Source organism: Deinococcus sp. YIM 77859 (assembly GCF_000745175.1).
Taxonomy (GTDB): domain Bacteria; phylum Deinococcota; class Deinococci; order Deinococcales; family Deinococcaceae; genus Deinococcus.
This window is the reverse complement of the sequence record NZ_JQNI01000002.1, coordinates 2,595,483-2,620,039: the sequence shown is the minus strand read 5'-3', so window position 1 is coordinate 2,620,039 and position 24,557 is coordinate 2,595,483. Positions and strand designations below refer to the sequence as shown.

At 67.1% G+C, this 24,557-nt stretch carries 24 protein-coding genes; 14 read left to right on the top strand and 10 right to left on the bottom strand.

All coding sequences use genetic code 11. The annotated features are described in order from the left end of the window. Nucleotides 1-141 precede the first annotated feature (141 nt). Nucleotides 142-2,334 carry a glycogen debranching protein GlgX gene (gene glgX, locus EI73_RS13025; protein WP_051935534.1) on the top strand — a complete coding sequence of 731 codons (2,193 nt, stop codon included), beginning with the start codon at nucleotides 142-144 and terminating at the stop codon, nucleotides 2,332-2,334. Nucleotides 2,335-2,400: 66 nt separating this feature from the next. Here glgX and EI73_RS16360 read toward each other — a convergent pair whose 3' ends face one another. Next, a complete protein-coding gene (locus EI73_RS16360; RefSeq protein ID WP_156103542.1) occupies nucleotides 2,401-2,820 on the bottom strand; it encodes a hypothetical protein in 420 nt (139 codons plus the stop codon). A 116-nt stretch (nucleotides 2,821-2,936) separates the two neighbouring features. On the opposite strand from EI73_RS16360, the gene treZ reads away from it, so the two are divergent. From treZ to EI73_RS13005, 3 genes are all read left to right on the top strand, one after another. Next, nucleotides 2,937-4,751 (top strand): malto-oligosyltrehalose trehalohydrolase, encoded by a 1,815-nt coding sequence (treZ, locus tag EI73_RS13015; RefSeq protein ID WP_034387332.1) that lies wholly within the window; start codon nucleotides 2,937-2,939, stop codon nucleotides 4,749-4,751. Beyond that, the gene (treY, locus tag EI73_RS13010) at nucleotides 4,748-7,588 is read left to right on the top strand and encodes a malto-oligosyltrehalose synthase (protein ID WP_034387329.1); all 2,841 of its coding nucleotides are present in this window, start codon (nucleotides 4,748-4,750) and stop codon (nucleotides 7,586-7,588) included. Before treZ ends, treY begins: the two co-directional genes overlap by 4 nt. Before the next feature lie 85 nt (nucleotides 7,589-7,673). Then, nucleotides 7,674-8,360, top strand: coding sequence for a Bax inhibitor-1/YccA family protein (locus EI73_RS13005; protein ID WP_034387327.1), 687 nt, complete (start codon nucleotides 7,674-7,676; stop codon nucleotides 8,358-8,360). Nucleotides 8,361-8,439: 79 nt separating this feature from the next. Here the strand turns inward: EI73_RS13005 and treS are convergent, their stop codons facing one another. Both treS and EI73_RS12995 read right to left on the bottom strand, forming a co-directional pair. After that, nucleotides 8,440-10,113, bottom strand: a complete 1,674-nt coding sequence (gene treS / locus EI73_RS13000; protein WP_034387323.1) for a maltose alpha-D-glucosyltransferase — start codon at nucleotides 10,111-10,113, stop codon at nucleotides 8,440-8,442. Between the two features lie 10 nt (nucleotides 10,114-10,123). Further along, a complete protein-coding gene (locus tag EI73_RS12995; protein WP_156103541.1) occupies nucleotides 10,124-10,630 on the bottom strand; it encodes a hypothetical protein in 507 nt (168 codons plus the stop codon). Between the two features lie 31 nt (nucleotides 10,631-10,661). Here EI73_RS12995 and EI73_RS12990 point away from each other — a divergent pair, with 31 nt between their 5' ends. Genes EI73_RS12990 through EI73_RS12965 form a run of 6 tightly spaced genes read left to right on the top strand, consistent with a single transcriptional unit; the run spans nucleotide 10,662 to nucleotide 15,494 of the window. Continuing rightward, nucleotides 10,662-11,720: a GTP-binding protein gene (locus EI73_RS12990; protein WP_034387318.1), complete on the top strand. Its 1,059-nt coding sequence runs from the start codon at nucleotides 10,662-10,664 to the stop codon at nucleotides 11,718-11,720. A 47-nt stretch (nucleotides 11,721-11,767) separates the two neighbouring features. Next, nucleotides 11,768-12,013, top strand: coding sequence for a 50S ribosomal protein L28 (gene rpmB / locus EI73_RS12985; protein ID WP_034387315.1), 246 nt, complete (start codon nucleotides 11,768-11,770; stop codon nucleotides 12,011-12,013). Beyond that, a complete protein-coding gene (locus EI73_RS12980; protein ID WP_034387312.1) occupies nucleotides 12,010-12,918 on the top strand; it encodes a metal ABC transporter solute-binding protein, Zn/Mn family in 909 nt (302 codons plus the stop codon). The genes rpmB and EI73_RS12980 overlap by 4 nt, the downstream gene beginning before the upstream one ends. Before the next feature lie 17 nt (nucleotides 12,919-12,935). Continuing rightward, the gene (locus EI73_RS12975; protein ID WP_051935533.1) at nucleotides 12,936-13,904 is read left to right on the top strand and encodes an ABC transporter substrate-binding protein; all 969 of its coding nucleotides are present in this window, start codon (nucleotides 12,936-12,938) and stop codon (nucleotides 13,902-13,904) included. Between the two features lie 44 nt (nucleotides 13,905-13,948). After that, nucleotides 13,949-14,671 carry a metal ABC transporter ATP-binding protein gene (locus EI73_RS12970; protein ID WP_034388303.1) on the top strand — a complete coding sequence of 241 codons (723 nt, stop codon included), beginning with the start codon at nucleotides 13,949-13,951 and terminating at the stop codon, nucleotides 14,669-14,671. Nucleotide 14,672: 1 nt separating this feature from the next. Beyond that, the gene (locus EI73_RS12965) at nucleotides 14,673-15,494 is read left to right on the top strand and encodes a metal ABC transporter permease (protein ID WP_034387310.1); all 822 of its coding nucleotides are present in this window, start codon (nucleotides 14,673-14,675) and stop codon (nucleotides 15,492-15,494) included. Here the strand turns inward: EI73_RS12965 and EI73_RS12960 are convergent. The 3 genes from EI73_RS12960 to EI73_RS12955 all read right to left on the bottom strand — a co-directional run bounded on the left by EI73_RS12960 (nucleotide 15,491) and on the right by EI73_RS12955 (nucleotide 17,611). Then, nucleotides 15,491-16,729, bottom strand: coding sequence for a tetracycline resistance MFS efflux pump (locus tag EI73_RS12960; RefSeq protein WP_034387308.1), 1,239 nt, complete (start codon nucleotides 16,727-16,729; stop codon nucleotides 15,491-15,493). The two genes, EI73_RS12965 and EI73_RS12960, sit on opposite strands and share 4 nt — an antisense overlap. A 62-nt stretch (nucleotides 16,730-16,791) precedes the next feature. Next, a complete protein-coding gene (locus EI73_RS16355; protein WP_156103540.1) occupies nucleotides 16,792-16,929 on the bottom strand; it encodes a hypothetical protein in 138 nt (45 codons plus the stop codon). A gap of 61 nt (nucleotides 16,930-16,990) precedes the next feature. Further along, complete coding sequence (locus EI73_RS12955; RefSeq protein WP_034387307.1) at nucleotides 16,991-17,611, bottom strand: nitroreductase family protein; 621 nt, start codon at nucleotides 17,609-17,611, stop codon at nucleotides 16,991-16,993. Between the two features lie 87 nt (nucleotides 17,612-17,698). Here EI73_RS12955 and EI73_RS12950 point away from each other — a divergent pair, with 87 nt between their 5' ends. Next, nucleotides 17,699-18,040 (top strand): helix-turn-helix domain-containing protein, encoded by a 342-nt coding sequence (locus tag EI73_RS12950; RefSeq protein WP_034387306.1) that lies wholly within the window; start codon nucleotides 17,699-17,701, stop codon nucleotides 18,038-18,040. Nucleotides 18,041-18,152: 112 nt separating this feature from the next. Here EI73_RS12950 and EI73_RS12945 read toward each other — a convergent pair whose 3' ends face one another. Beyond that, nucleotides 18,153-18,593, bottom strand: coding sequence for an OsmC family protein (locus EI73_RS12945; protein WP_034387304.1), 441 nt, complete (start codon nucleotides 18,591-18,593; stop codon nucleotides 18,153-18,155). A gap of 73 nt (nucleotides 18,594-18,666) precedes the next feature. Between EI73_RS12945 and EI73_RS12940 the strand changes: the two genes are divergently transcribed. Continuing rightward, nucleotides 18,667-19,521, top strand: coding sequence for an alpha/beta hydrolase (locus tag EI73_RS12940; RefSeq protein WP_034387302.1), 855 nt, complete (start codon nucleotides 18,667-18,669; stop codon nucleotides 19,519-19,521). Here EI73_RS12940 and crtI read toward each other — a convergent pair. The 3 genes from crtI to EI73_RS12925 all read right to left on the bottom strand — a co-directional run bounded on the left by crtI (nucleotide 19,518) and on the right by EI73_RS12925 (nucleotide 22,856). Further along, entirely contained in the window at nucleotides 19,518-21,152 is a 1,635-nt protein-coding gene (gene crtI / locus EI73_RS12935) for a phytoene desaturase family protein (RefSeq protein WP_034387301.1), read from the bottom strand. The two genes, EI73_RS12940 and crtI, sit on opposite strands and share 4 nt — an antisense overlap. Nucleotides 21,153-21,196: 44 nt before the next feature. Further along, entirely contained in the window at nucleotides 21,197-22,093 is an 897-nt protein-coding gene (locus EI73_RS12930) for a phytoene/squalene synthase family protein (protein WP_081909031.1), read from the bottom strand. An 85-nt stretch (nucleotides 22,094-22,178) separates the two neighbouring features. Then, nucleotides 22,179-22,856: a class I SAM-dependent methyltransferase gene (locus EI73_RS12925; RefSeq protein WP_051935532.1), complete on the bottom strand. Its 678-nt coding sequence runs from the start codon at nucleotides 22,854-22,856 to the stop codon at nucleotides 22,179-22,181. A gap of 54 nt (nucleotides 22,857-22,910) precedes the next feature. Between EI73_RS12925 and EI73_RS12920 the strand changes: the two genes are divergently transcribed. After that, complete coding sequence (locus EI73_RS12920) at nucleotides 22,911-23,732, top strand: phage holin family protein (RefSeq protein ID WP_034387296.1); 822 nt, start codon at nucleotides 22,911-22,913, stop codon at nucleotides 23,730-23,732. Further along, nucleotides 23,732-24,514 (top strand): hypothetical protein, encoded by a 783-nt coding sequence (locus EI73_RS12915; RefSeq protein ID WP_034387294.1) that lies wholly within the window; start codon nucleotides 23,732-23,734, stop codon nucleotides 24,512-24,514. The genes EI73_RS12920 and EI73_RS12915 overlap by 1 nt, the downstream gene beginning before the upstream one ends. Nucleotides 24,515-24,557 lie beyond the last annotated feature (43 nt).

Genomic DNA, 24,557 nt, shown 5'->3' with positions numbered 1-24,557 from the left:
TCTGTAAGCCGACTCTGGCAGCAGATGAGAGGTTTCTGGTAACGTTTCCAGACATGGGCGGCGACTTCGCGGGTTGACCCGGAAGCCGCCGCTTTTCAGGATTTTTGTTTGAGCACTGGGCCATGTGCCCGTGGAGGCAACATGACGACCACTGAACCTGCTCCCTTCCCTGGCCTGACCGCCAACACCCCGGTCCGCGTTCGTCCCGGCAGTCCCTATCCGCTCGGGGCGACCTGGGACGGCAAGGGGACCAACTTCGCGCTGTACTCGGAACACGCCACCGGCGTCGAACTGTGCCTCTTTGACGAACAAGGCCAGGAGACGCGGTACCGGTTGCCGGAACGCACGGCCTTTGTGTGGCACGGCTACCTGCCGGGGGTGGGGCCGGGGCAGCGGTACGGGTACCGGGTGTACGGCGAGTACGCGCCGGAAAAGGGCCTGCGCTTCAATCCGAACGTGGTGCTGCTCGACCCCTACGCCAAGGCCCTCGACGGCACGGAACGCTTCGAGCGCGGCGTCTTCGGCTACGTGCCGGGAGGTGACGACCTCACCATGCAGACGGCGGAGCAGCGCGGCGCACCGCTGGGGATCGTGATCGATCCGCTGTTTAACTGGGTGGGGGACCAGAAGCCCAACATTCCCTTTCACCAGTCGGTGATCTACGAGACGCACGTCAAGGGCCTCACCATGACGCATCCCGATGTGCCCGAGGCTCTGCGCGGCACCTATGCGGGTGTGGCGACCGAACCGGTCTTGCGGTACCTCAAGGAGCTGGGCATCACCGCCGTCGAGTTCCTGCCGGTGCATCAGCACGTGGATGATCCCTTCCTGCTCGAGAAGGGCCTGACCAACTACTGGGGCTACTCCACCCTGAGTTTTTTCGCGCCGGACGTGCGCTATTCGGCGGCGGCGCGGCGGGGCGACCCGGCGGGAGCCGTGCCCGAGTTCAAGAACATGGTGCGGGCCCTGCACGACGCGGGGATCGAGGTGATTCTCGACGTGGTGTATAACCACACCGCCGAAGGCAACCACCTGGGGCCGACCCTGTCCTTTAAGGGGATTGACAACCCGACGTACTACCGTCTGGTGGCCGACAACCCCCGCTTCTACTTCGACTACACCGGCACCGGCAACAGCCTGAACGTTCGGCATCCGCAGACGCTGCAGCTCATCATGGACTCGCTGCGCTACTGGGTGACCGAGATGCACGTGGACGGCTTTCGCTTTGACCTCGCCTCCACGCTCGCGCGTGGGCTGCACGAGGTGGACCAGCTCTCCTCCTTCTTCACGATCATTCACCAGGACCCGGTGCTCAGCCAGGTAAAACTCATCGCCGAGCCGTGGGATGTGGGCGAGGGCGGCTACCAGGTGGGGAATTTCCCGGTGAAGTGGGCGGAGTGGAATGGCCTATACCGCGACTCCATCCGCGCCTTTTGGAAGGGCGAGGGCGGGCTCGCCTCCGAGATCGGCTACCGCCTGACGGGCTCTTCGGACCTGTACCAGAATGACGGCCGCAAGCCCTATGCCTCCATCAACTTCGTGACGGCGCACGACGGCTTTACCCTGCGTGACCTGGTCTCCTACAACGAGAAGCACAACGAGGCCAACGGGGAGAACAACCAAGACGGCCACAACCATAACCTCTCCTGGAACTGCGGCGTAGAAGGCCCCACCGACGACCCGGAGGTGAACCGCTTGCGGGCCCAGCAGCAGCGCAACTTCCTGGCGACCCTGCTGCTGGGGCAGGGCACGCCGATGATCCTGGGCGGCGACGAGATCGGGCGTACCCAGCAGGGCAACAACAACGCCTACTGTCAGGACAACCCCCTCAGCTGGTACGACTGGACCAACCTGGACGCCGACCTGCTGGCCTTTACTCGGCGGGTGATCGGGCTGCGCAAAGCCCACCCGGCGCTGCACCGCCGCAAGTTCTTCAGCGGCCGCACCATTCGTGGGGAGAACGTGCGCGATATCGTCTGGCTGCGCTTTGACGGCCAGGAGATGAGCGACGAGGACTGGAATAACCCGCAGACCCAGTCGCTGGGCATGTTCCTTGACGGCCTAGGCCTGGACGATATCGACGCCCAGGGCCGTCCCCTCACCGATGACCACCTGTTGCTGCTGCTGAGTTCCTCCTACATCGACCTGCCGTTCCGGCTGCCCGAGCTGGCGGGCTGTCAAACCTGGGAACTGCTGCTCGATACCAGTGACGACGGAGCCCGCGAATGGCGGCGGGCGGGGGAGGAAACGACCCTCAAGGCCCGCTCCCTCAAGCTCTACCGCTGTGCCCACGCTGAGCCGTCCACCCCCGCGGCCGACGAGGCGCAGGACTAACTTTCCGCCTTCAAAACCCCCAACTCAGCGTTGACCCGGCCCTCATCCCCGGCCGAGTCCCTTTCTCTACGCTGGCCCCTCGCCGCTGCCGTGAGGGGCACGGCCACAAGGAGTCTCGTAACCATTCCAAGGCTTTGGCCGTTGGCTTTCCTGGGGGTCATGACGTCGAACAAGTTTCCCAAGAATCAGGGGCGTGGTTGCGTCGCCCTTACCCGTCGAGCCGTATCGAAGGGCCATGTTAAACCCGCCCGCCCGGCTGCCCACATGGGCGACGGCTTGAACGGCGAGGTTGGCCGAGAGGCCCATCTCCCGCAGCACGGGGTAGGCGAGGTGGTGGAGCTTGAAGCGGCGGAACTCGGAATGCTCACGGGCCAACCGCAGCGCCACGTTCCATCCCGCCGCGAACAGCTCAGCCGTCGCCTGCGACGCCCCCGCCTGAACAGGGTCAGGCTTGAGCTTGCATTTGACGGTCAGCACGCTTTCCAAGGGGGCAACTCTATCATGCAAAGCTCGAAATACGCACTGGGCGTAACGGCCCTCGCCACCCACGGCGGCTCTATTCCTCCCACGCTTTCCAGCGTAGGTTTCCTGGAGGCTTCTTGATGACGATGTCCCCTGCTTCCGGTGCTCATCCTCAGAAAACGGCGCAGGACGCGCAAGCGCCCCGCCTGGGCGCGCACCTTCTGCCTGGCGGCGGCACCTGCTTTCGCGTCTGGACCACCACGACCACAGACGTGGCGGTGCGAGTCAATGGCGAGCCCCACCCCATGCACCCACAGGGGGAGGGTCTTTTTGAGCTGGTTCTCCCCGTCGGCGCAGGCACGCGGTACCTCTTCCTGCTGGATGGGGTGCCCACGCCCGACCCCTATGCGCTCTTCCTGCCTGACGGCGTCCATGGCGAGGCCGAGGTGGTGGACCTGCACGCCTATACCTGGCAGCACACGAACTGGCGGGGTCTTCCCCTCGCCGAGTGCGTGTTCTACGAGCTGCATGTGGGGACCTTTACCCCCGAAGGCACCTACCGGGCGGCCACCGAGAAACTGCCCGAACTGGCCGCGCTGGGGGTGACGGCCATCGAGCTGATGCCGCTGGCGGCCTTTCCCGGGGGGCGCGGCTGGGGCTATGACGGTGTGGCGCCCTACGCGCCCTACGCGCCCTATGGCCGTCCGGAAGACCTCATGGCCCTGATCGATGCCGCCCACGGGCACGGCCTGGCGGTCTTTCTGGACGCCGTGTACAACCACTTCGGGCCGGACGGCAACTACCTGAGTGCCTACAGCCCCCGCTACTTCACCGAACGCTTCCATACTCCCTGGGGCGCGGGGCTGGACTACGCCGAGCCGCACATGCGCCGCCTCATCACCGAGAATGCCCGGATGTGGCTGCGTGACTACCGCTTTGACGGCCTGCGGCTGGACGCCACGCAGGAGATGCAAGACGACTCGCCCGTTCACATCCTGCGCGAACTCGCTGACGAGGTCCACGCGCTGGGCGGCACCCACCTGCTCCTGGCCGAGGACTACCGCAACCTGCCCGAACTGGTCACCGAGTACCACCTCGACGGCATGTGGGTGGACGACTTTCACCACGAGGTCCGGGTCACGCTGACTGGGGACCGCGACGGCTATTACGCAGCCTTTCAGGGCGGCGCGGCGGCGCTGGCCAACGTGATCAACCGGGGCTGGGTCTACGAGGGGCAGGTCTGGCCGCTTGATGAGAAGCTGCACGGCGGCCCACAGCGGGGTAAACCCGCCGACGGTCTTGGCGCCGCCAGCTTCGTCTACTTCATCCAGAACCACGACCAGGTTGGGAACCGAGCGGTAGGGGACCGAGTGCATCACCTGGAACGCGTTCCTCTCGCCCTGTTTCGGGGAGCCTCGACGCTGCTTCTGACGCTGCCGATGACGCCGCTGCTCTTTCAGGGGCAGGAGTGGGCAGCCTCGGCACCCTTTCCCTTCTTCAGTGACCATCACGGCGAATTGGGCCAGCTCGTCAGCGAGGGGCGGCGGCGGGAGTTCAGTCTTTTCGAGGGCTTTGCGGGCGAGGTGCTCGATCCCCAGGCAGAGACGACCTTTCAACTCGCCAAACTGAACTGGGCCGAACGCGAGCAGGGCGAGCACGCCCGCACGCTCGCGCTCTACCGCGACCTGCTGCACCTGCGCCGCAAAGACCCCGTGCTGCGCCACCGGGACCGCAGCGGCCTGCGGGCCGGGCATGTCGGCGACGTGCTGTGGGTGCGCCACGTGACGGAGAGCGGTGAACGGGTGCTGCTGTGGAACGTGGGGCGGGAGGCGGCCGACGCCCAGGCGCTAGGCCTTCCCTTCTCGCTCCCCACTCCGGTGCTCCTGCACTCCGAGGGGCGCGAAGGAATGCGGCTCGAGCGCGGCGAGGCGGTGCTGCTGGGGTCCGACGCATGACCGCAGAGCGCACCCACATCCCCTCCGCGACCTACCGCCTCCAGCTTCAGCGCGAGTTCGACTTCGCTGCCGCGCGGCGGGTGCTGCCCTACCTCGCGCGGCTGGGAATCACTGACCTCTACCTCTCCCCCATCTGGAAAAGCACGCCGGGATCCACCCACGGCTACGACGTGACGGACCACGCCCAGATCAACCCAGAACTGGGGGGCGAGACGGGCCTGCGGCGGCTGGCAGCTCGCGCGCAGCACCTCGGCCTGGGCCTGATCGTGGACTTCGTGCCCAACCACATGGGCATTCAGGGCGGGCACAACCCGTACTGGGAAGACGTGCTCACCCACGGACAGGCCAGCCGCTACGCGCACTTTTTTGACATCTCCTGGCATCCGCTCAAGCGCGCCTTGGAGGGCAAGGTCCTGCTGCCCGTGCTGGGGGACCAGTACGGGCGGGTGCTGGAACGGCGCGAACTGCAGCTCATCCACGAGGGGGGACGCTTCTTTCTGACGTACTGGGAACGTCGCCTGCCGGTCTCGCCGCGCAGCCTGGCCGGGCTGCTGGGCGAACTGGCCGCAGCGGCCCACACCAAGGTCTGCGCCGAGGACCGTGCCGAACTGGCGAGCATCGCGCGAGCGGCGGCCAACCTGCCCGCCTCGGTCACCGCGGACCTCACCGACGCGGACCGCGTGGCGCGAGCAGAAGAGGCGCAGGTCATCACCCGCCGCCTAGGCGCGCTGCTGGACGCGTCTTCCCCGGTGCAAAGGGCGCTGGATGAGCTGCTGAGCGCCGTCAACGCCGATCCTGCTCGGCTGGACGCCCTGATTCAGCAGCAGAACTACCGCCTGGCCTCCTGGCGGGTGGCGAGCGAGGAGATCAACTACCGGCGCTTTTTTGACATCAATGATCTCGCGGCGCTGCGGATGGAGGACGCGCGGGTCTTCGCCTGGGCCCACGCCAAGCTGTTTGAGCTCATTCGAGACGGCGTGGTAAAGGGTGTGCGCCTCGACCACACCGACGGCCTCTTTGATCCGGCGGGATACTTCCTGTCGCTTCAGCGCGGCGCGGCCAGAGCGCTGGGCCGCGAGTGGAACGGCCCGGAGGACGGCCCCCTACCGCTGTACGTGGTGGCGGAAAAGATCCTGGAACCGGGTGAGCGGCTGCCGGAGGATTGGGCGGTGCACGGAACGACCGGCTACGACTTCCTGGCGCAGGTGAACGGCGTGTTTGTGGACAACACGAACGAGGAAGACGTGAGCGCCATCTATCGCCGTCAGACCGGAGACCGCGAGACGTACGCCGAGCACCTGTACCGGGGCAAGTACCTGATCCAGCGCCTCTCTCTTCCCGGTGAGGTCAACGTCCTGGCCGAGCACCTCGAGCGCATCGCAGAATCAGACCTGCGCTCGCGGGATTTCACGCTCTCGGCGCTGCGCGAGGCTATTCGCGAGGTGATCGCGGCGTTTCCGGTGTACCGCACCTACGTGCGTGCAGACGGCTCGCGCGAGCCTGGAGACAACGCGAAGATCAAGCAGGCGATCCGCGCCGCGCGCGAGCACAGCCGCCGCCTGGAACGGGACCTTGACCCCAGCCTGTTCGACTTCCTGGAGGCCGTCTTGACGCTCGACGCGCCCGACGCAGCCACGCGGGAACGGTACGCTTCCTTTGCGCTAAAATTCCAGCAGCTCACCGGCCCGGTGACGGCCAAGGGCGCAGAAGACACCGCCTTTTACCGCTATGCCCGCCTGCTCTCCCTCAATGAGGTGGGCAGTGATCCCGCTCACTTCGGGACGCCCCGCCGGGCCTTTCACGAGGAGGCCCTTCAGCGGGCCCAGCGCTGGCCCGCGGCGATGCTCAACACCAGCACCCACGACACGAAGCGCGGCGAGGATACCCGCGCCCGCATCAGCGTCCTCAGCGAGATGCCGCAGACGTGGATGGCGTACCTGAGCGCTTGGTCCCCCCTCATCCGGCCCCTGGAGCGCTCGCTTGACTCGGGCCGCGCGCCGCTGCCCCTAGATGTCTACGTCTTCCTGCAAACCGTGCTGGGGGCCTACCCGCTTGACGGCGAGCTCAGCGGCTTTGCCGACCGCCTCAGCGCGTACATGGTCAAGGCCAGCCGCGAGGCAAAACTGCGCACGAGCTGGCTGTCCCCCGACGCGGCCTATGAGGAGGCGCTGGACGGACTGGTGCGCGGCCTCCTCGCCAACGAGCGCTTTCTGGAGGGGCTGAGGGAACTGCACGGACGCATCAGTCCCTATGGGGCACAAAACGGCCTCTCGGCCACCCTGGTGCGCCTGACCGCGCCCGGCGTTCCGGATACCTATCAGGGCACAGAGGGCTGGAACCAGAGCCTGGTGGACCCTGACAACCGCCGCCCGGTGGACTATACGTGGCGAAACCGGACCCTCGCGCGCATCGAGAAACGCTGGCCGGAGGACGGCCTCAAGCTCGCCCGCGACCTCCTCGCTCGCTACGAGGACGGGGCCGTCAAGGTGCTGGTCACCTGGGCCGCCCTGCGGGCCCGGGCCGCCCACCGGGAGCTGTTTGGCCAGGGCAGCTACCGCCCACTGGAGGCGGGGAAGTACCTGCTCGCCTTTGCCCGCGAACACGGGGAGGACGTGGCGGTCACGGTCGCGCCTCGCCTGACCTATACCCTCACCCGCGAGCGAACGCCGTGGGCGCTGGGCGAAGTCTGGGGGAACCGGCAGCTCCCCCTTCCCCGCCCGGGCACATACGAGAACGTGCTGACCGGCGAGCGCTTCCGGGCGCGCGGCGAGAAGATTCCGCTGGCAAAGGTGCTGGAGGAGTTTCCGCTGGCGCTCCTGGTCCGGCGGGAGGGGTGAGGAAGGAAGCGTCCTCTAGGGCTCACCGCTGGCTCTCGTGCCTTTTCGGGAACCTTTTTCCTCCTGCCCGCGTACTTTGCCGTGTATGCAACTCACTGCGACTCGGACAGAATCTCTGGTTCGTACCTTTATGGCGCGGACGTACTCGTGGATGGCGGCAGGCCTGGCCCTCACCGCCGGGATCGCCTACCTCACCGCGCAGAACGAGGGGCTGGCCTCCCAGGTGATGGGCCTGCGGCTGCCGCTGATTTTGGCGCAGCTCGCCATCGTGTTTGTGCTGAGTTTGGCCGCGCAGCGCCTGAGCAGCGCCGTGGCGGGCCTCCTTTTCATCGCCTACGCCGCCCTGACTGGCCTCACCTTCAGTGCCCTGCTCCTTGCCTACAGCCCCACGGCGGTCACGGCGGCCTTCCTGACGACGGCGGGCACCTTTGGAGCGATGAGCGTGGCCGGGTACACCATCAAGCGTGACCTCAGCGCGCTGGGTCGCTTCTTCCTGTTCGCCGTGCTGGGTCTCCTGATCGCCATGATCGTGAACCTCTTTGTGGCGAGCAGCGCCCTGACCCTGGGCATCAGCATCGTGGGCGTACTGCTGTTCGCGGGTCTGACCGCCTACGACACGCAGATGCTGCGCAACCTGGCGCTGAGTGGCCTTGAAGGCGAGACGGCCGAGCGGGCGGCAATCAACGGGGCGCTCGCCCTGTACCTCGACTTTATCAACATGTTCCTGTTTCTCCTGCGGCTTTTCGGCTTCGCGGGGAGCAGTGACGACTGAGACGAACCCGCGCTGAGAAAGACCAGCACAAGCAAACAAGGCCCCGGCGGACCGCTGGGGCCTCTTGTTGTGCCGGGGCCTACCGAACGCCCGACAGCTTCAGCCAGTAGTAGTCGTACTTGCCCAGCGTCACCGGATAGAGGCCGCCATCCACAACGGGCGGGAAGTGACTGCCCCCCGCCAGGGTGACGGGCACAGCCCCCGGATACGCCGCGAGGTCAAGCTGTGCAGCCTGGGCGCTTCCGGCGAAGTTGCTGACAATCAGCAGGGTTTCGCCCTCAAAGTGGCGGGTAAAGGCGAGAACGGCAGGGTTACCGGTTTCGATAAAGGTCAGGTCGCCGTGGGCGAAGGCGGGGTGGGCACGGCGCACCTCGAGCTGCCGAGCGACCCACTTGAGCAGGCTGCTGGGATCCTGTTCCTGTGCATTGACGTTGACGCGCTGGAAGCCGTACACCGGGTCCTGAATGGGGGGATAGAAGCACTGCTCGGGCAGGGCCGTGGAAAAGCCGCCGCTGATCCCAGCATTCCACTGCATGGGCGTACGAACGCCGTTGCGGTCAGCCAGGGAGAGGTTATCGCCCATGCCGATCTCGTCACCGTAGTACAGGATGGGGCTGCCGGGGAGGGCGAGAAGCACGGTGGTGAGGAGCTCGATGCGGCGGCGGTCGTTGTCCAGCAGCGGGGCCAGGCGGCGGCGAATCCCCACATTGATCTTCATGCGGTGGTCGGGCGCGTAGGCGGCGTACATAAAGGCGCGCTCGTCTTCGGTGACCATCTCCAGGGTGAGTTCGTCGTGGTTGCGCAGGAAGGTCGCCCACTGCCCGAAACGGGGAATCTGCGGGAGGCGGCCCATGATCTCGCGGATGGAGGTGGTGTCTTCCCGCTTCAGGCTCATAAAGAGCCGGGGCATCACCGGGAAGTTGAAGCACATGTGAAACTCGGGCGCGGCCTCGCTGCCGAAGTACTCCACGACGTCTTCCGGCCACTGGTTCGCCTCGGCGAGCAGCAGGCGGCCCGGATATTCCTCGTCCACCATCCGGCGAAGCTTCTTGAGGATGGCGTGCGTCTCAGGCAGGTTCTCGCAGTTGGTGCCCTCGCGCTCGATGAGGTAGGGCACGGCGTCCACCCGAAAGCCGTCTAGCCCCAGGTCGAGCCAGAAGCGCACGACATTCAGCAGTTCCTCCTGCACCCGGGGATTGTCGTAGTTGAGGTCGGGCTGCGACGAGAAGAAGCGGTGCCAGTAGTACTTCCCGGCCTGCTCGTCGTAGGTCCAGTTGCTCGTCTCGGTATCGGTAAAGATGATGCGCGCGTCCGCGTACTCCGTGCCGGTGTCGCTCCAGACGTAGTAGTCAAAGTACTCGTTGGGGCTGCCGTCCGGCAGGGTAGGGCCGCGCCGGGCCGCCTGAAACCAGGGATGGTCACAGGAGGTGTGGTTGGTGACCAGGTCGCCGATCACCCGCAGGCCGCGCACGTGCGCCTCACGCAAAAAGACCTTGAAGTCTTCCAGGGTGCCGAGGTCGGGGTGGATGTTGACGTAGTCGGCCACGTCATAGCCGTCGTCGCGCAGCGGGCTGGGGTAGAAGGGCAGCAGCCACAGGCAGTCAACCCCCAGATTTTTCAGGTAGTCGAGCTTCCCGGTCAGGCCCGGAAAGTCACCCTTGCCGTCGCCATTGCCATCCGCATAGGTGCGAACGGAGAGTTCATAAAAGACGGCGCTCTTGTACCACTCGGAGGGGGGGACGGCCAGCGTCATGCGGCGCAGTCTAAAACGATGCCCCGAAGGGCTGCCAGAGGGTCCGCCGAGCAGGACGGCCGCCGACCCCCAGCAACGGCGTGAGCCAAGCAGCCTGAACCCGCTCGGGGCCCAGGTAGGCTGTCCAGACAGGCACGTTGCGGCGAATCGGAGGCGGCAAGCGGTAGGCACGCAACTGCTCCCAGCGGTAGGCCACCCCGTAGCGGCCAGCCACCCAACGCTCATGGTCAAGCAAAAAGGGCCGACACAGTTCCAGCCCCCTGGAGGCAGGCAGAACTTCGCCGTTGAGGCTGAAGCGGTGGCGGCGCCGTTCGAAGCGCAGCCTCCCCCCGCTGAGCTCCAGGGTAAGCCCCGAGCTGTGTAGCGTCAGGGGACCGAGGGTGTAGAGGCTGCTGCCCTGCGGCGCCGGCGCGCGGAGAAAGCCGCGCCGCTCCAGGTCGCCCCGGCGGGCATCCAAGCCCAGCAACCAGAACTGTACGGTCAGGGGACAGCGCACGACGGTGTGGAACCTTGCCATAAATTTGATAATAGCTTATCGTTATCAATATATGACGTCCACTCCCTCCGGTTCATCGGTTCCCATCACCGTTCTGTGTGGCTTTTTGGGCGCGGGCAAAACCACGCTCCTCAACCACCTGCTCACCCAGACGAACACGCGGAACATCGCCGTGATCGTGAATGAGTTTGGGGCGGTGAACGTGGACGCCTCCCTGGTGGTCCACACCGATGCAGAGACGATCGAACTGTCCAACGGCTGCATCTGCTGCACCCTGCGCGGCGACCTGCTGACGGCGGTTGACCGGTTGCTGCGAACGCGCGAGCTCGACCACATTCTGATCGAGTCCACTGGAATCGGCGAGCCTCTGCCCATCGCGCAGAGCTTTTGTCTGACCCCGGAGGAATTGGCGCTGGACCCTGACCTCCCCAACCTCAGTGGGCGGGTCCACGTGGACGCGATGGTCACGGTGGTAGACGCGGCGCAGTTTTTCTCGCTCTGGAACCGCGAGGATGTCTTGCCCGGCGATGCGTTCGAGCGGGGCTTTGGAGAACTGCTCGCCGAGCAGATCGAATTCGCTGACCTCGTGGTCCTCAATAAGCTTGATCTCGCGGCGCCGCAGGACGTCACGCGGCTCCGCGAGCTCGTGGCGATCACCAACCCGCGGGCCCGCGTCCTGGAGACCACGCACGGAGCGCTTGCGGCCGAAGAGGTGCTGCAGGTCGGCCTCTTCGACCCCGAGGCGGCCATGCGGCTTGACGCCTGGATAGAGGAGCTGGAACGTGAACACACGCCGGAGTCCGAGACCTACGGGCTAGGCACCCACATCTACCGTTCCGAACGGCCCTTTGACCCGCTGCGGCTCGAACGGGTGCTGGCCGGTGGTCTCCCGCCGAATGTGATCCGCTCCAAGGGTTGGATTGATCTCGGTGACGGTCTCGCGACCCTGTGGAACCACACCGGACGCCAACTCGTCCTCGAACAGGCGGGCCCCTGGCACAACCCGGCCGACGCCTCCAGCGAGCTTGTTCTGATCGGGACCGCCCTCGATCCGGCAGCGCTCGACGCCCTGCTTGACGAGGCCCTGGCCGAACCCACCGCCGAACTGTGAGCTTCCTCCCTTCCCACCCGAGTTGAAATTGATAAGGATAAATCAATATGCCAAGAGTGTGTTTCTTGACTGGAAAAAAGAACCGTGTGGTGAACCGGGTGACCCGGCGCGGTCGGGCGCGGGCACAGGGCGGCGTCGGCCGCAAAACGACCGGAGTCACGAAACGGGTTCAGAGGGCCAATCTTCAGAAAAAGCGTGTGCTCGTCGGGGGCAAGCCCAAGCGGGTGCGGCTCAGCACCCGAGCCCTGCGCCAGCTGAGCCGCGGTCCTGTTCAGGGAACGGTGCTGGCGTGAGACGAGCGCTTCTGGCCACCCTGCTCGGCGGCCTCGCTGCCGCCAGCTCGCCTGCCAGCCGGGCCGCCCCCATGCCGGTCAGCGCCACCACCACGATCGTGGCCGATTTTGTGCGGGCCGTGGGCGGTGAGCGGGTACAGGTCAACGTGATCGTGCCCACTGGCGGCGATACCCACACCTTCCAGCCCACGACGACCGCCATCCGTCACCTCAGCCGCAGCCGCGCCCTGTTTGCCAACGGCGCGGGTCTGGAGCCCTGGCTCCCCAAACTCCGGGCGGCTGCCCCCCGGGTGCCGGTCACCGAGCTGACGCGGGGCCTCAAGCTCCACGGGGCTGATCACGGGCACGAGGAGCACGAGGAGCACGACCACGGAGCCCTTGATCCCCACGCCTGGTGGGATCCTACCCTGGCGGCGGGCTACGTCCGTAACGCGCAGGCAGCCCTCACCCGTCTTGACCCGGCGGGCAAGGACACCTACACGAGGAATGCCGCCGCCTACATCCGGCAGCTTCAGGCGCTCGACGCCTATGCCAAGCGGCAGTTTGCGAGCCTGCCCGCCGCCCGCCGACAGTTCATCACCAACCATGACAGCCTGCACTACCTCGCCGAACGGTACGGGCTCAAGGTCATCGGAGCCGTGATTCCGGGGGGCAGCACCGAGCGTGAACCCAGCGCCCGCGAGCTCGCCGCGCTCGTGCAGACCGTGCGCAAGCAGGGCGTAAGGGTGATTTTTACCGAGAACACTGTGAACGCTCGCCTGGCCCAGACCCTGGCCCGGGAAACCGGTGCGAGCATCGCCCCGCCGCTCTACACCGATGCCCTCGGCCCCAAGGGCAGCGCGGGCGAAACGTACCTCAAAGCCTTCCGCTACAACGTGGACACGATGGTGCGGGCGCTCCGCTAGGGTGACCTGGAGGCAGGATGTTCCGTTCCGTACTGACCCTGGCCCTCGGCGCTGTGTTGGCCGCTGGCCCTGTGGCGCGCGCCTTTCCCCTCACCGTTTCGCACGACGTGGGCCGCACCCACATCGAGCGCCCGCCCAAGCGTGTGGTGGCCTTGGGGCCGCACGCCCTTGACCTGCTGCTGTCCCTGGGGGTCCAGCCCGTCGGCTACGGCGAGGCCGCCCAGCTGGGTCAGCGCAACTTCGGCGCGCCCATACGGGACATCCGGTATCTGGGGAGCCGCGTGCGAGGAACACCGATCAACGTAGGGGACCGCTTTCAACCCAACCTGGAAGTGCTGACCGCCCTGCGGCCCGACCTGATCGTCGGGGAGAACTTTGCGTCCGGCGTGTACCCACAGCTCAGCCGCATCGCCCCCACCCTGCTTTTCCGGGGCATCCGGCGAAACGACTGGCAGCGCACCCTTCCGCTGCTGGCGCGGGCGCTCGGCCGTGAGGCGCAGGCCGCGCGGGTCATCAAGCAACACCAGGAGCGGCTCGCTCGTGCCCAGCAGCAGCTCTCCCCCGCCCTCAGGGGCAAAAACGTGCTGGTGCTGTGGAACGCGGGCGGCACCCAAAAAGACCTCTTCACCGTGCTTGGACCGGAGGACTGGACGGGCGCTCTGTTCGAAGACCTCGGCATGAAGCTTCTGCTTCCCGGTGCCCGTGATCCCGCCCTCGCCACCGATGGCGGCTACAGCACCCTCGGCGTGGAGGCCCTCGCTGGGCTTGACCCCGACGCCGTCTTTGTCATCGCCTCGGGCAAAAACACACCCACCCGTGCCCGGCGGGACTGGGAAGCTGGCCCCATCCCCTCTCGGCTGCGGGCCAGCCGCAACGGCCACGTCTGGTTCCTGGACGTGCAGTTGTTCAGCCGCATTCGGGGACCCATCGCCACCGAACTTGCCCTCCGGGAGTTGCAGCGCCAAGGGGGGTTGGCTGGTAGATGATTTCGGCCTCGCAGTATCAGCGGCCCGCGCGGTATCCTCAGGGGATGCTGGGCGTGGAGAACCTCACGGTGCGGTACGGCACCCACACGGCGCTGGAGAACGCGACGGTGCAGTTTGCGCCGAGCACCCTGAGCGCCGTGATCGGGCCCAACGGGGCGGGCAAAAGCACCCTGCTGAAAACGGTGGTGGGGTTGACGCCGCCCACAGCGGGCCGGATCACCTTTGGAGAGGGCGGGAATGCGCGCGAGAACGTCGCCTACGTGCCGCAGCAGCAGACCCTCGACTGGGCCTTTCCGGTCACCGTCTGGGACGTGGCGATGATGGGGCGCACCGGGCGGCTGGGCTGGTTGCGCTGGCCGGGCCGCACAGACCGGGAACGGGTGGCGGAGGCGCTGCGCCAAACCGGCGTGTACGAGCTGCGCGGACGGCACATCGGGGCCCTGAGCGGGGGGCAGCGGCAACGGGTCCTGCTCGCGCGGATGCTGGCGCGGGACGCCCGCATTCTGCTGCTGGACGAACCGCTGACCGGCGTGGACGCTGCCACCCAGGAACAGCTTATGGCCCTGCTGCGCGCTCAGGCCGACGCGGGCCGCGCCGTGGTGATGGTCACCCATGACCTCGAACAGGCGCGGCGCTGGTGTGACCACCTGGTGCTGGTCAACCGGCGCGTAATCGCGGACGGCACACCCCAGGAGGTCTACACACCGCACAACATCGAAGCCACCTTCAGTGTGAGTCATCTGGGTCACACCCACGCGGAGGCCTAGCGTGGACTGGCTCACCGATCCCCTGCAATTTGACTTCTTCCTGCGAGCGCTCGCCGCCGTCGTGCTTGTCAGTGTGCTGTGTGCCCTGGTCGGGGCGTGGGTGGTGCTGCGCGGCCTCAGCTACATCGGGGACGCGATGAGCCACGCGGTCCTGCCCGGCATCGTGGGGGCGTTCCTGACCGGGGGGAATCTGCTGCTGGGCGCCCTTGTGGCCGCGGTTCTGACGGCGCTCGGCATCGGCGCGGTCGGGCAACGCAGCGGGTTGAAACAGGACAGCGCCATCGGCATCGTCTTTGTGGGGATGTTCGCCCTGGGCGTGGTGATGCTCTCGCGCGCGCCCACCTTCACCACAGATCTCAGCAACTTCCTGATCGGCAACCCGCTGGGCGTCACCCCCGCTGACCTGTGGGGGGCTCTTGGCGTCACGGTTGTCGTGGGGGCGCTGCTCACGGCCGTCCAGAAGGAACTCTTGCTCGCGTCCTTCGATCCTACAGAGGCGCGGGCCATCGGTCTCCCGGTGCGGAGGCTCAACAATCTGCTGCTCATTCTGATCGGGTTGGTGGTCGTCCTGACCGTACAGCTTGTCGGGACCACCCTCAGTGTCAGCCTGCTGATCACGTCGAGCGCCGCAGCACGGCTGCTGGCCCGCAGCCTGAAAAAGATGATCGGGCTGGCCGCCCTGCTGGGGACCGCGGGCGGCGTGACGGGCCTATACCTCAGCTACTTCCTGAACACGGCGCCGGGCGCGACCATCGTGCTGGTGAACACGGCGCTGTTTCTGCTGGCGCTGCTGCTGAGGCGGCGGGAGGGGGAGAGTTCCTAATCCCCACTCGCCCTGCTTGCCCGCTGAAGCGGCATCCGCCGCAGCACCGCCCACACCAGCAGCGTGCCGAGGACGGCAAACACCGCGCCCAGCAGGAACGCCGCACCGGGGAAACGGAAGGGGGCGCCGCCCCCGTTGAAGTAGGCGAAGACGGCGGTGGCGATGACCGGGCCCACCACGCCGACCAGGCTGTTGAGGCTGGTGATTGCGCCCATCACCCGGCCCTGCTCGGTTTCCCCCACCTGACGGCTGATCAGGCCCTGGATGGCGGGCTGGGCGAGGCCACCAAGCGCCCCGAAGATCAGCGAGAGGTACAGCAGAAACGGGGTACGCGCTGCGCTGAGCACCAGGAATTCCCCGATGGACATCGCCAGGCCCAGCAGGATGGTGCGCCGCTCGCCCAACACCGCGATCGACCGGCCGATAAGCCCGGCCTGCACACCCGCGGTCAGCAGACCGAAAACCGCGAGGGCCACTCCGTTTTGGGCGGGCGACCAGCTCAGCACCGTCTCGGTGTACAGCACCCAGGTGCTAAAGATCACCTGCCCCGCCAACCCCAGCAGCACGAACGTTCCCGCCAGGTTGCGGGTGATGGCGTACTCGCCCAGGGCCCTCAGCGGCGTAAAGGGGTTGAGGGCCCCGCGCTTGAGCGCCTGCCCCCGCGCCGAGGCGGGCAGCGATTCGGGCAGCACCAAGAGACCGTACAGGAAGTTCAGCGCCGTGAGGCCCGCCGCGACCAGGAACGGGAGCCGCAGCCCGAGGTCACCCAGGAAGCCGCCCAGCGCCGGACCCAGGATGAACCCCACCCCAAACGTCGCGCCCAGGAGGCCAAACTGCCGCGCACGGTCCTCGGGCGGCGATACGTCGGCGATGTAGGCATTCGCCACGGTCAGGCTTGCGCCCGTCACGCCCGCGATGATCCGGCCCAATAGCAGCCACCCCAGGCTGGGGGCGAAGTAGAGCAGCAGGTAGTCAAAGACCATCCCCAAGAGGCTGAGGAGAAGCACCGGCCGCCGCCCGTAGCGGTCCGACAAGGCCCCCAGAATGGGCGCGCAGAGAAATTGCATCACCGCATACGCCGCCGTCAGCCAGCCGATGAAGCGTGCGCCCGCCGCCTCCGACCCGGCCAATTCCTTGACCAACCCCGGCAGCACGGGAATGATCAGGCCGATGCCCATCACATCGATCAGGGCAGTTGCCAGAATGAAGATCAGAGCCGCAGGTCGCTGACGCATAACGGCTCACTGTACGCGCCGCCCGTCAGGGGTGGGAGAGCCATCTGACTTAACGTGAAAGGCTAGACGGTCAGCAGGACGCGCCCGTTCACCTCCCCGGCTTCCACCAGCGCGTGTGCCCCGGCCGCTTCCGAGGGGATTGCTCGCCAACAGAGGACTTCGGGACTGCCGTGCTGCTCGGCCAGGATGGCGCGGGACATGTGGGTAGCACAGCACGAAAAACCGCCCCCGGGGAAGGGGCGGCGTGTAACCGGGTGAGATTCAGTAGAACGTGGTGACGCGCTCGACGCTGTGGCGGTGGTGCGGAAAGCCTTCTTCCGCGCGCTTGCCGATGGGCAGCATTCCGGCAAACTGAACGTGGTCGGGCAGGCCGAGGAGTTCGCGGACCTTCTGGGGGTCAAAGCCCAGCATGGGCACCGTGTCGTACCCCAAACCACGGGCGGCAAGCATCAGAAAGCCAAAGGCAATGTTGGCCTGAGTGAGGCCCCACTGGCCGCGCTGGGCCACGTCCTGACCCGCAAAGCTCTGGCGCAGGCGTTCGGCACGGGTCTTGATCTGCTCTTCGCCCATGCCCGGGTGGACGGTTTCCTCTGCCGTTTGCAGCACGTCCTCCATATCGCTGTAGACCACGATCACGGCGGGGGCGCTCGTCACCTGGCTCTGGCCGTAGGCAGCCTCCTGAAGCTTGGCCTGGAGTTCGGGGTTCTGAACCACGGCGAAGCGGGTGGGCTGCACGTTGTTCGCGGTGGGCGCCAGGCTGGCAAGGCGCAGAATTTCGCGCAGGTCATCCTGGTTCATGGGCTCGGGCTGAAAGCGGCGGATGCTGCGGCGGCTCTCGATGGCCTCGGTGACGGTCAGGGGACGGGTCTGAACAGCAGTCATGGCGCTAGAGTATTTCCAGCACTTTGAAAAGTCAAGCGGTGTGATTTGCGGCGCAGTTCGGTTCGGTTGAAGGTGTACAGTGGGGGCATGAGCACCGCACACACGGGATTTTGTCCGGTTTACCGGGCCATCGGCGTGTTGCAGGAGAAGTGGGTGCTGCATATCGTCCGCGCGCTGCTGGACGGCGAGAAGGGTTTTAACGAACTCGCCCGTGCGGTGGGCGGCTGCAACAGTGCCACCCTCACGCAACGCCTCGAACACCTCGAAGCCCTCGCCCTCATCACCAAACGCACCGAAGACACCCAGGGCAAGCTGGCCCGCAGCGTCTACAGCCTCACCCCCGCCGGGCGCGAGCTTCAGGGCGTGATCGACGCCATCGGCACCTGGGCCCGCGAGCACCTGCGCGAAGATGCCGCCCAGCCCGTTTGAGCCCTCCTCTCCCCCATTCACCGTGCTCCGCCCGCAAGCCGGTTCCCGGGCACGCGGCCCAGCCAAGAAAACGCTCCAGCCGCAGCCGGAGCGTCTCTTTCCAAACGCTCGCCTACTCCAGTACCGCCTCGTGCGTGATCTCCACGTTCCCGGTCATCACGCGGCTGAGGGGACAGACCTGGGCGGCCTTCTGCACGTAGCCCTCAAAGGTGGCCTGGTCGATGTTGCTGCGGGCCGAGCCGCGCACGACAAGGCGCATGGTGCTCACCTTGAAGCCCTGGCCCTCGCGGACCATCTCGCAGGTCGCCTCGGTGCGCAGGTCGCCCGGCTCGTGGCCGTCGGCGGCCAGGAGCGCCGCGAGTTGCATGGTAAAGCACCCGGCGTGCGCGGCGGCGAGAAGCTCTTCGGGATTGGTGCCCGCCCCCTGCTCAAACCGGGTCTTGAAGGAATACGGGGCGTCATTCAGGACGCCGCTGCCGGTGCTCACGGTTCCCTGACCGCTTCTGAGGTCGCCCGTCCAGTGGGCGCTGGCCTTGCGCGCGATATCTGCCATAGAGGGCAGTTTGCGGCAGGCACGGGGCGCGGCGCGTTCAGGGTCGCTTAACGTCAAGGATAGACTGGCCGCTATGCAGCCAGCACGCTGGGAACCGTCCGCCTGGGATCTGCCCGCCGTACCCGTGCGGAGCTATGTGTGGCACGCCGAGAGCCCTCGCGCCGCCGTGCTGCTCGCGCACGGGCTGGGGGAATACGCCGGGCGGTACGTCGAACGCTATGGCCGCCTGGTTCCGGCGCTGGTCGAGGCGGGCTTCACGGTGTACGCCTATGACCAGCGCGGGCACGGCCGGTCGGAGGGCCGCCGGGCGGTGGTGGACGCCGCTGTTCTGGTCGAGGACCACCTGCGGGCGCGAGAGGCGCTGCGGAGTCAGCCGCTTCCCGTGTTCGCCTTTGGGCACTCGCTGGGCGGCTTGGTCACGGCAGCCAGCGTGGCGCGCGACCCGCGCGGCCTGAGCGGCGTCGTGCTCTCCAGCCCCGCCCTCCTGATCGGTGAAGGGGAACCGGCGTGGCGCAGGGCCCTGGCCCCGGTGCTGGCCAGGCTCGCGCCGGCTGCCCCCGTCACCGCGCTCGACAGCGGGGGTCTTTCGCGCCTTGCCGACGAGGTCGAGGCGTACCGGGCTGATCCCTGGGTCCACCAGGGCAAGGTTCCTGCCCTGACCGCCGCTTCCATGCTGCGGCTCAGCGGTGAGCTGTGGGCTCACTACGCCCGCTGGACCCTGCCCACCCTGGTCATCCACGGCACCGCGGACCGCCTGACGGACGTGAACGGCTCGCGCCGCTTTGTGAACGCCATTCCCGCCCCCGACAAGACCCTGCGCCTCGTCGAGGGCGGCTACCACGAGCTCCTCAACGACGAGGAGCGGGAAGAGGTGCTGGGCTGGATCCTGGCCTGGCTGCGCAGCAGAGCGCCGCAAGCTGCGGGTTAGGCGAGGCCAAAATCCTGCGCGATCAGCCGGGCGGTCATCTTTGCGCTCATCATCACGCTGGGAGTCCCCGCGCCGGGCTGCACCCCCGCCCCGACAAGGTAGAGGTGGCGCACGTCCTCCGAGCGGTTGTGCGGACGGAGGTAGGCACTCTGGGCCAGCGTGGGCTCGGGGCCGAAGGCGTTGCCCAGGTAGCTGTCGAGCGTCCCCGCGAAATAGTCGGGCGTCACGTACTCCAGGTGGGTCAGCCGCTCCCGCAGCCGGGGGATGTGGCCGCGTTCCTCCAAGAAAGCCAGCACACGCTCGACCAGCCGCGGTCCCTCCACGCCCCAGTTGATGCCGCTGCCACCATGTGGCACGGGAATCAGCGTGTAGGCGGCGTGGTGGCCGGGCGGCGCGAGGCTGGGATCGGTGAGGGTCGGGATGTGGAGATACTGGCTGAAATCCGCGCCCAGCACCTTCCGGCCGAAGATCTCGCGCAGCAATTCCTCGTAGCGCGGCCCCAGGATGATGTTGTGATGCCGGAGGTTCAGGGCACGGCCGTCATCGCGGAAGCCGAAGTAGATCACCAGCAGGCTCATGCTCTGGCGAGCAGCCTTGACACGCCAGTCGCTGTTGACGAGGCGGGCCGTCCGGGGCACGCGCTTGAGGTAGGTGTTCGCCCAGTCCCCATTGCTAATGACAAGGTCGGCGGGGCGTTTCTCGCCCCCCTTCAGCCGCACGCCGCGCGCCACCCGCGGGCCGAAGGGGCGACGAACGGGCTTGCCCCATTCATCCGTCACCAGAATCTCTTCGACCTCTGCCCCGTACTCGATTCGCCCGCCCAGTTCCTCGAATTTGCGAACCAGGCCCCGAACGAGGGCTCCGGTCCCCCCCAGCGCGTAGTGAATGCCCCAGGTCTTCTCGACGAAGTGGATCATCGCGTAGATCGCCGGAACGCTGAGCGGATTGCCGCCGATCAAGAGCGTCTCGAAGGAGAAGACCTGCCGCAGCTTGGGCGACTGAAAGTACCGGCTGGTGAAGGAAAAGAGCGTTCGCACCGCGTCCAGCCGCAGCAGGTCAGGCACCACCCGCAGCATCGTGCCGAGGTCGCCGAAGTGGGTGTAGCCCAGTTCGAGGAACCCGCGCCGGAAAATCGCCTCGGCGTCCGCGTGAAAGCGCTCGTAGCCCGCCAGGTCCTCCGGGGCGAGGGCCGCGATCTGCCGCCGGGTGCTCTCGGGATCGCCGTCGTAGTCGAAAAAGGTGCCGTCATCAAAGATGATGCGGTAGAAGGGCAAGATGGGCACCAGACGCACGTAGTCGCGCGTGCGCGGGCCGCCGCTCTCGCCTTCCCGCACGCGCTCGCCGGTCAGCACCGCAGGCGGAAAGTCGGGCTGGTCCAGGAAACTTTCGTCCCGCTGAAGGGCGAACAGCTCCTCGATGAAGTGCGGCACCGTGATGACGGTCGGGCCCATGTCAAAGACGTAGCCGTCCGGCGTGCGTTTCTGGTAGGCGCGGCCGCCCGGCCCGTCCAGTTTCTCTAGGATGGTCGTGTCAAAACCTAGGCTCTGTAGGCGGATGCCCAGGCTCAGGCCGCCGAAGCCCGAGCCGATGATCAGGGCCTGTTTGCGCCGGTAAAGGGATGAGTCGGTCATAGGTGTGTGCGGAGCCGTCTCCTGATCTCGCCCGAGGGAGCTCCTCAGGGCGGCGAGCCCCGCACCTCCCACCACGCCTGGGGCAGCATCAGCAGCTTGCGGGTACCGCTGACATGGGCGCGGCGGCGGAAGTTGTCGAAGTCGCCCCGAGCGAGGTCATCGAGAATGCCCTCATAGGCGCGGGCAGCGGCCTGCACGCCAATGCGGGCACGGCCGTGCAGGCAGGGAATGCCGGTGCGGCCCTCCGCGTACCAACGGCGGGCAAGCGCGGAGAGGTCCCGCATCAGCGCGCGGTACTCGGGGGTTACGCGGCCTTCTTGTAGAGCAGCGCGGGAGACGCCGTATTCGCGCAGCAGGCTTTCGGGGAGGTAGATTCGCCCGCGTTCAAGGTCCTCGCCCACGTCGCGCAGGACATTGGTGAGCTGCATCGCCTGGCCCAGCCGCAGCGCGCGGCGCAGGGTCTCCTCGCCCCCGCTGTAACCGCAGATGGGGGCGATCATAAAGCCCACCACACCCGCCACTCGGCGGCAGTACAGGGCAAGGTCGTCCAGGTCGCGGTAGCGGTGGCCGTGCAGGTCCATCTGTAGGCCCTCGTGCAGCTCCTCAAAGGCCGCGAGGGGAATCGGCCAGTGGGCGGCGGCCCAGGCAAGCGCCCGGTCGGTGGGGTGCGAGCTGGGGCGGCCCGCAAAGGCAGCCTGTACCCGTGCCCACCATGCGGCAAGGGCTTTTTCGGCCTCGTCCCCGCGGCACTCGTCCACGCTGTCATCCCCCTCGCGGCAGGCCGCGTACACCGCCCACACGGCCTCGCGCTGCCCCGCCGGGAAAAAGCGCGACCCCAGCGAAAAAGTCCGGCTGTGCTGCCGCGTCACCTCCCAGCAGTGACGGGCCGCTTCCGCCGGGGGAGGCGGAACGGCAGGAGGGGGAGAGACGAGGTTGAGCATGAATAAGGTTCCTCTGCCTGCGAGTGTACGGGGACCGCGTGTAGGGAACGTCACGCTTTCTTACAGAAAAAGGCGCGAGACAGGCTTAGCCGCGCTCTTTCAGGTACCGCTCGAACACCACCGGGCCGACCTGTACGGCGTCGGTACGGATGCAGCCGAGCAGGTACCGGGACACCCAAGCCGGGTCAGGGAAGGTGAGGCCACCCAGGGCTGGCTGGGAAAGCAGCCGCTGAAGGGGGCCACCGGTGCGCGCCACATACATCAGCCACAGCTGCCCGCCGGGCCGAGTCAGCCGAGCGAGTTCCCGCAGAAAGCGGTCAGGCCGCCGCGTCTCGTTGAGGGTCGCGCCCACCGTCACGCCCGCGAAGCTTTCTGCGGGCCATCCGCTTTCTTCCAGGTCGCTGAGGCACCAGGCGATGTCCGCCCGTCGCTCCCGCCGCCGGGCCAGGGCAAGCATGGCGGGGCTGAGGTCAGCGGCGAGCACGCGGCACCCCGCTCGGGCGAGCACTCCGGCATAGAAGCCGCTGCTCGTGCCCGCATCCAGCCAGCACTCGCCGGGGCGAGGACGGCACAGCCCCAGGAACAGGGCAGCCTCGCGCGCCAGGGGGAAGGGCTGGCCGGTCAGCAGGGTCAGGGAACGGGCTCGCCAGAGGGGATAGACCCGAGCGGTCAACGGCCAGAAGTTGCTGCGCTGCGCCAGGGTGAGCGTTGCCCGGGGGTTCAGGTTTTCTTGGCTCTGGCGCGCTTCTCGCATGGGGTTCATTATGCTGGGCGTGGATTGGCCTCGCCCAAGTGGGGGAGGCTGGCGGAGGAAAGCATGCAAGAAGAACGCAAGAGCATCGGGGGCGCGCTGGTCGACGTGTTCGACGCGGCCGTCACGCTCGTCAAGGCAGAGATTCGCGCGGTCGCGCGTCAGGTTGGTGAAGTCGCCAAGGCCAAGGGCGTCGGCGTGGTGCTGCTGCTCGCGTCGGTCGGTCCCCTCGTGATGGGGCTCGTGTTCCTGATCCTGGCGGTGTTCTACCTGCTGATGCGGCTTGGCCTGGGGGCCTGGGTCGCGGCGCTCATCATCGCGCTGCTGGGCTTTGCCCTGACCGGCGTGCTGGTGATGTTGGGCCTGCGGCGCCTGAGTGCCGAACTGCCGCGCGACCCTGAAGAACGCCGCGTTCTGACCGAAGACGATCACCTCGAAGCCCAGTACCGAGCCGAGCAGGCCGCAACCACCACCGCCGCCCCCAGCGCCGCCCGCGTCACGGTGGCGAGCGCGACCACCATGACCGGCAGCGACGGGGCACATCCGGCACGTTCAGCGGGCGACTACCGCGTTCCTGCCGTAGCGACCGATCAGGTGGAGGGCCACGTGACCCGGCCCATGGCCCTCAGCGAGGAGGGCCGAACGGTGACGATCCCCGTCTACGGCACCAATCCCGACGGCAGCCAGCCCGCCCACGGCGGCAGCGTGACCGACTTTGGCGTCACCCCCCCTGAGGATGAACGGGGGCACTCGCCGCAGCGCGGGCACGGGGGCCACGCCGGGCATGACCCCAACGTTCAGCACCCGGTGGTGCTCAAAGACCATCCGGGCATCAGCGTGAGCACCGAGCCCACCTTCCGCGAGGACATGAAAAAGGAGGGATACTGATGGCAGACCGAGTCACGGTGGAGCGCGTGACGGTGGCCAGCACGCCGGAAGACCGCGTGACGATCGCTCGGGGGGCAGCGAACCACCCGCCGCAGGGGCGCGGCGACCGCAACGAACGCGAGGAGGCCCGCGCACGCCTCAAGGAGAGCGTGGACGCGCTCGCGCAGCAGGCGAGCCTGCAGGTGCAGCTGCAAAAAGAACCCCTCAAGATGCTGGGCGGAGCCTCGGCAGTGGGGGCGCTGGTGGGCCTGGTGATCGGACGTCAGTTTCGCCGCACCAAAAAGGTCTATGTGGACGCCTACAGCCCTGAAAAGCACCAGAAGGCCCTGATTCGGGCACAGAAAAAGGAAAAGGGCGGTGGCATCGGCGGCGCGCTCGTGGCGACCGTCACCACCCTGGCCGTCAAGACGCTGAATGACCGCGTGCTGACACCCCGCCTAGAAGGCTTTGCGGACAGCCTGCTGGAACGCGCCGGGCAGCGCTTGGGGCAGCCGTCGAGCGCGACCGGTGCGAGCAGCACGCGCGCTTCGAAGACGACCCAAGCGACCGAGCTCGCGGCGAGCACGGCCAGTACCGCTTCCGGGGGCGTAGCGAGCTTTCTGAAGCGTCAGGAGGGGAACGAGGTGGGCGACGCCGCCCGCGTCGGCGTGCCCGGCGGACCAGGCATGCAAAGCGCGCCGGGCACCAGCAGCAGCATTTCCGCGCCCAAAAGCACTGTGGAAGCCAAGGCACAGGGGAGCCCCATCCACCCGGAGGAACGGCTGAACCCGAACATTCGTTGAGGCGTCCTTCCCTGGCCCGGCCCGTCAGAGGCCGGGTTTTGTG

Bases quoted from the DNA above. Each gene is read 5' to 3' on its own strand.
- EI73_RS12955 (WP_034387307.1), bottom strand. From the start codon at position 17,611: ATGACTGCTGTTCAGACCCGTCCCCTGACCGTCACCGAGGCCATCGAG.
- EI73_RS13005 (WP_034387327.1), top strand. From the start codon at position 7,674: ATGCAACTCACTGCGACTCGGACAGAATCTCTGGTTCGTACCTTTATG.
- EI73_RS12975 (WP_051935533.1), top strand. From the start codon at position 12,936: ATGTTCCGTTCCGTACTGACCCTGGCCCTCGGCGCTGTGTTGGCCGCT.
- EI73_RS12945 (WP_034387304.1), bottom strand. From the start codon at position 18,593: ATGGCAGATATCGCGCGCAAGGCCAGCGCCCACTGGACGGGCGACCTC.
- EI73_RS12995 (WP_156103541.1), bottom strand. From the start codon at position 10,630: ATGGCAAGGTTCCACACCGTCGTGCGCTGTCCCCTGACCGTACAGTTC.
- EI73_RS12990 (WP_034387318.1), top strand. From the start codon at position 10,662: ATGACGTCCACTCCCTCCGGTTCATCGGTTCCCATCACCGTTCTGTGT.
- treS (WP_034387323.1), bottom strand. From the start codon at position 10,113: ATGACGCTGGCCGTCCCCCCCTCCGAGTGGTACAAGAGCGCCGTCTTT.
- EI73_RS12925 (WP_051935532.1), bottom strand. From the start codon at position 22,856: ATGAACCCCATGCGAGAAGCGCGCCAGAGCCAAGAAAACCTGAACCCC.
- EI73_RS12940 (WP_034387302.1), top strand. From the start codon at position 18,667: ATGCAGCCAGCACGCTGGGAACCGTCCGCCTGGGATCTGCCCGCCGTA.
- EI73_RS12960 (WP_034387308.1), bottom strand. From the start codon at position 16,729: ATGCGTCAGCGACCTGCGGCTCTGATCTTCATTCTGGCAACTGCCCTG.
- EI73_RS12970 (WP_034388303.1), top strand. From the start codon at position 13,949: ATGCTGGGCGTGGAGAACCTCACGGTGCGGTACGGCACCCACACGGCG.
- EI73_RS12930 (WP_081909031.1), bottom strand. From the start codon at position 22,093: ATGCTCAACCTCGTCTCTCCCCCTCCTGCCGTTCCGCCTCCCCCGGCG.
- rpmB (WP_034387315.1), top strand. From the start codon at position 11,768: ATGCCAAGAGTGTGTTTCTTGACTGGAAAAAAGAACCGTGTGGTGAAC.
- treZ (WP_034387332.1), top strand. From the start codon at position 2,937: ATGACGATGTCCCCTGCTTCCGGTGCTCATCCTCAGAAAACGGCGCAG.
- EI73_RS16355 (WP_156103540.1), bottom strand. From the start codon at position 16,929: ATGTCCCGCGCCATCCTGGCCGAGCAGCACGGCAGTCCCGAAGTCCTC.
- EI73_RS12950 (WP_034387306.1), top strand. From the start codon at position 17,699: ATGAGCACCGCACACACGGGATTTTGTCCGGTTTACCGGGCCATCGGC.
- EI73_RS12915 (WP_034387294.1), top strand. From the start codon at position 23,732: ATGGCAGACCGAGTCACGGTGGAGCGCGTGACGGTGGCCAGCACGCCG.
- EI73_RS12920 (WP_034387296.1), top strand. From the start codon at position 22,911: ATGCAAGAAGAACGCAAGAGCATCGGGGGCGCGCTGGTCGACGTGTTC.
- glgX (WP_051935534.1), top strand. From the start codon at position 142: ATGACGACCACTGAACCTGCTCCCTTCCCTGGCCTGACCGCCAACACC.
- crtI (WP_034387301.1), bottom strand. From the start codon at position 21,152: ATGACCGACTCATCCCTTTACCGGCGCAAACAGGCCCTGATCATCGGC.
- treY (WP_034387329.1), top strand. From the start codon at position 4,748: ATGACCGCAGAGCGCACCCACATCCCCTCCGCGACCTACCGCCTCCAG.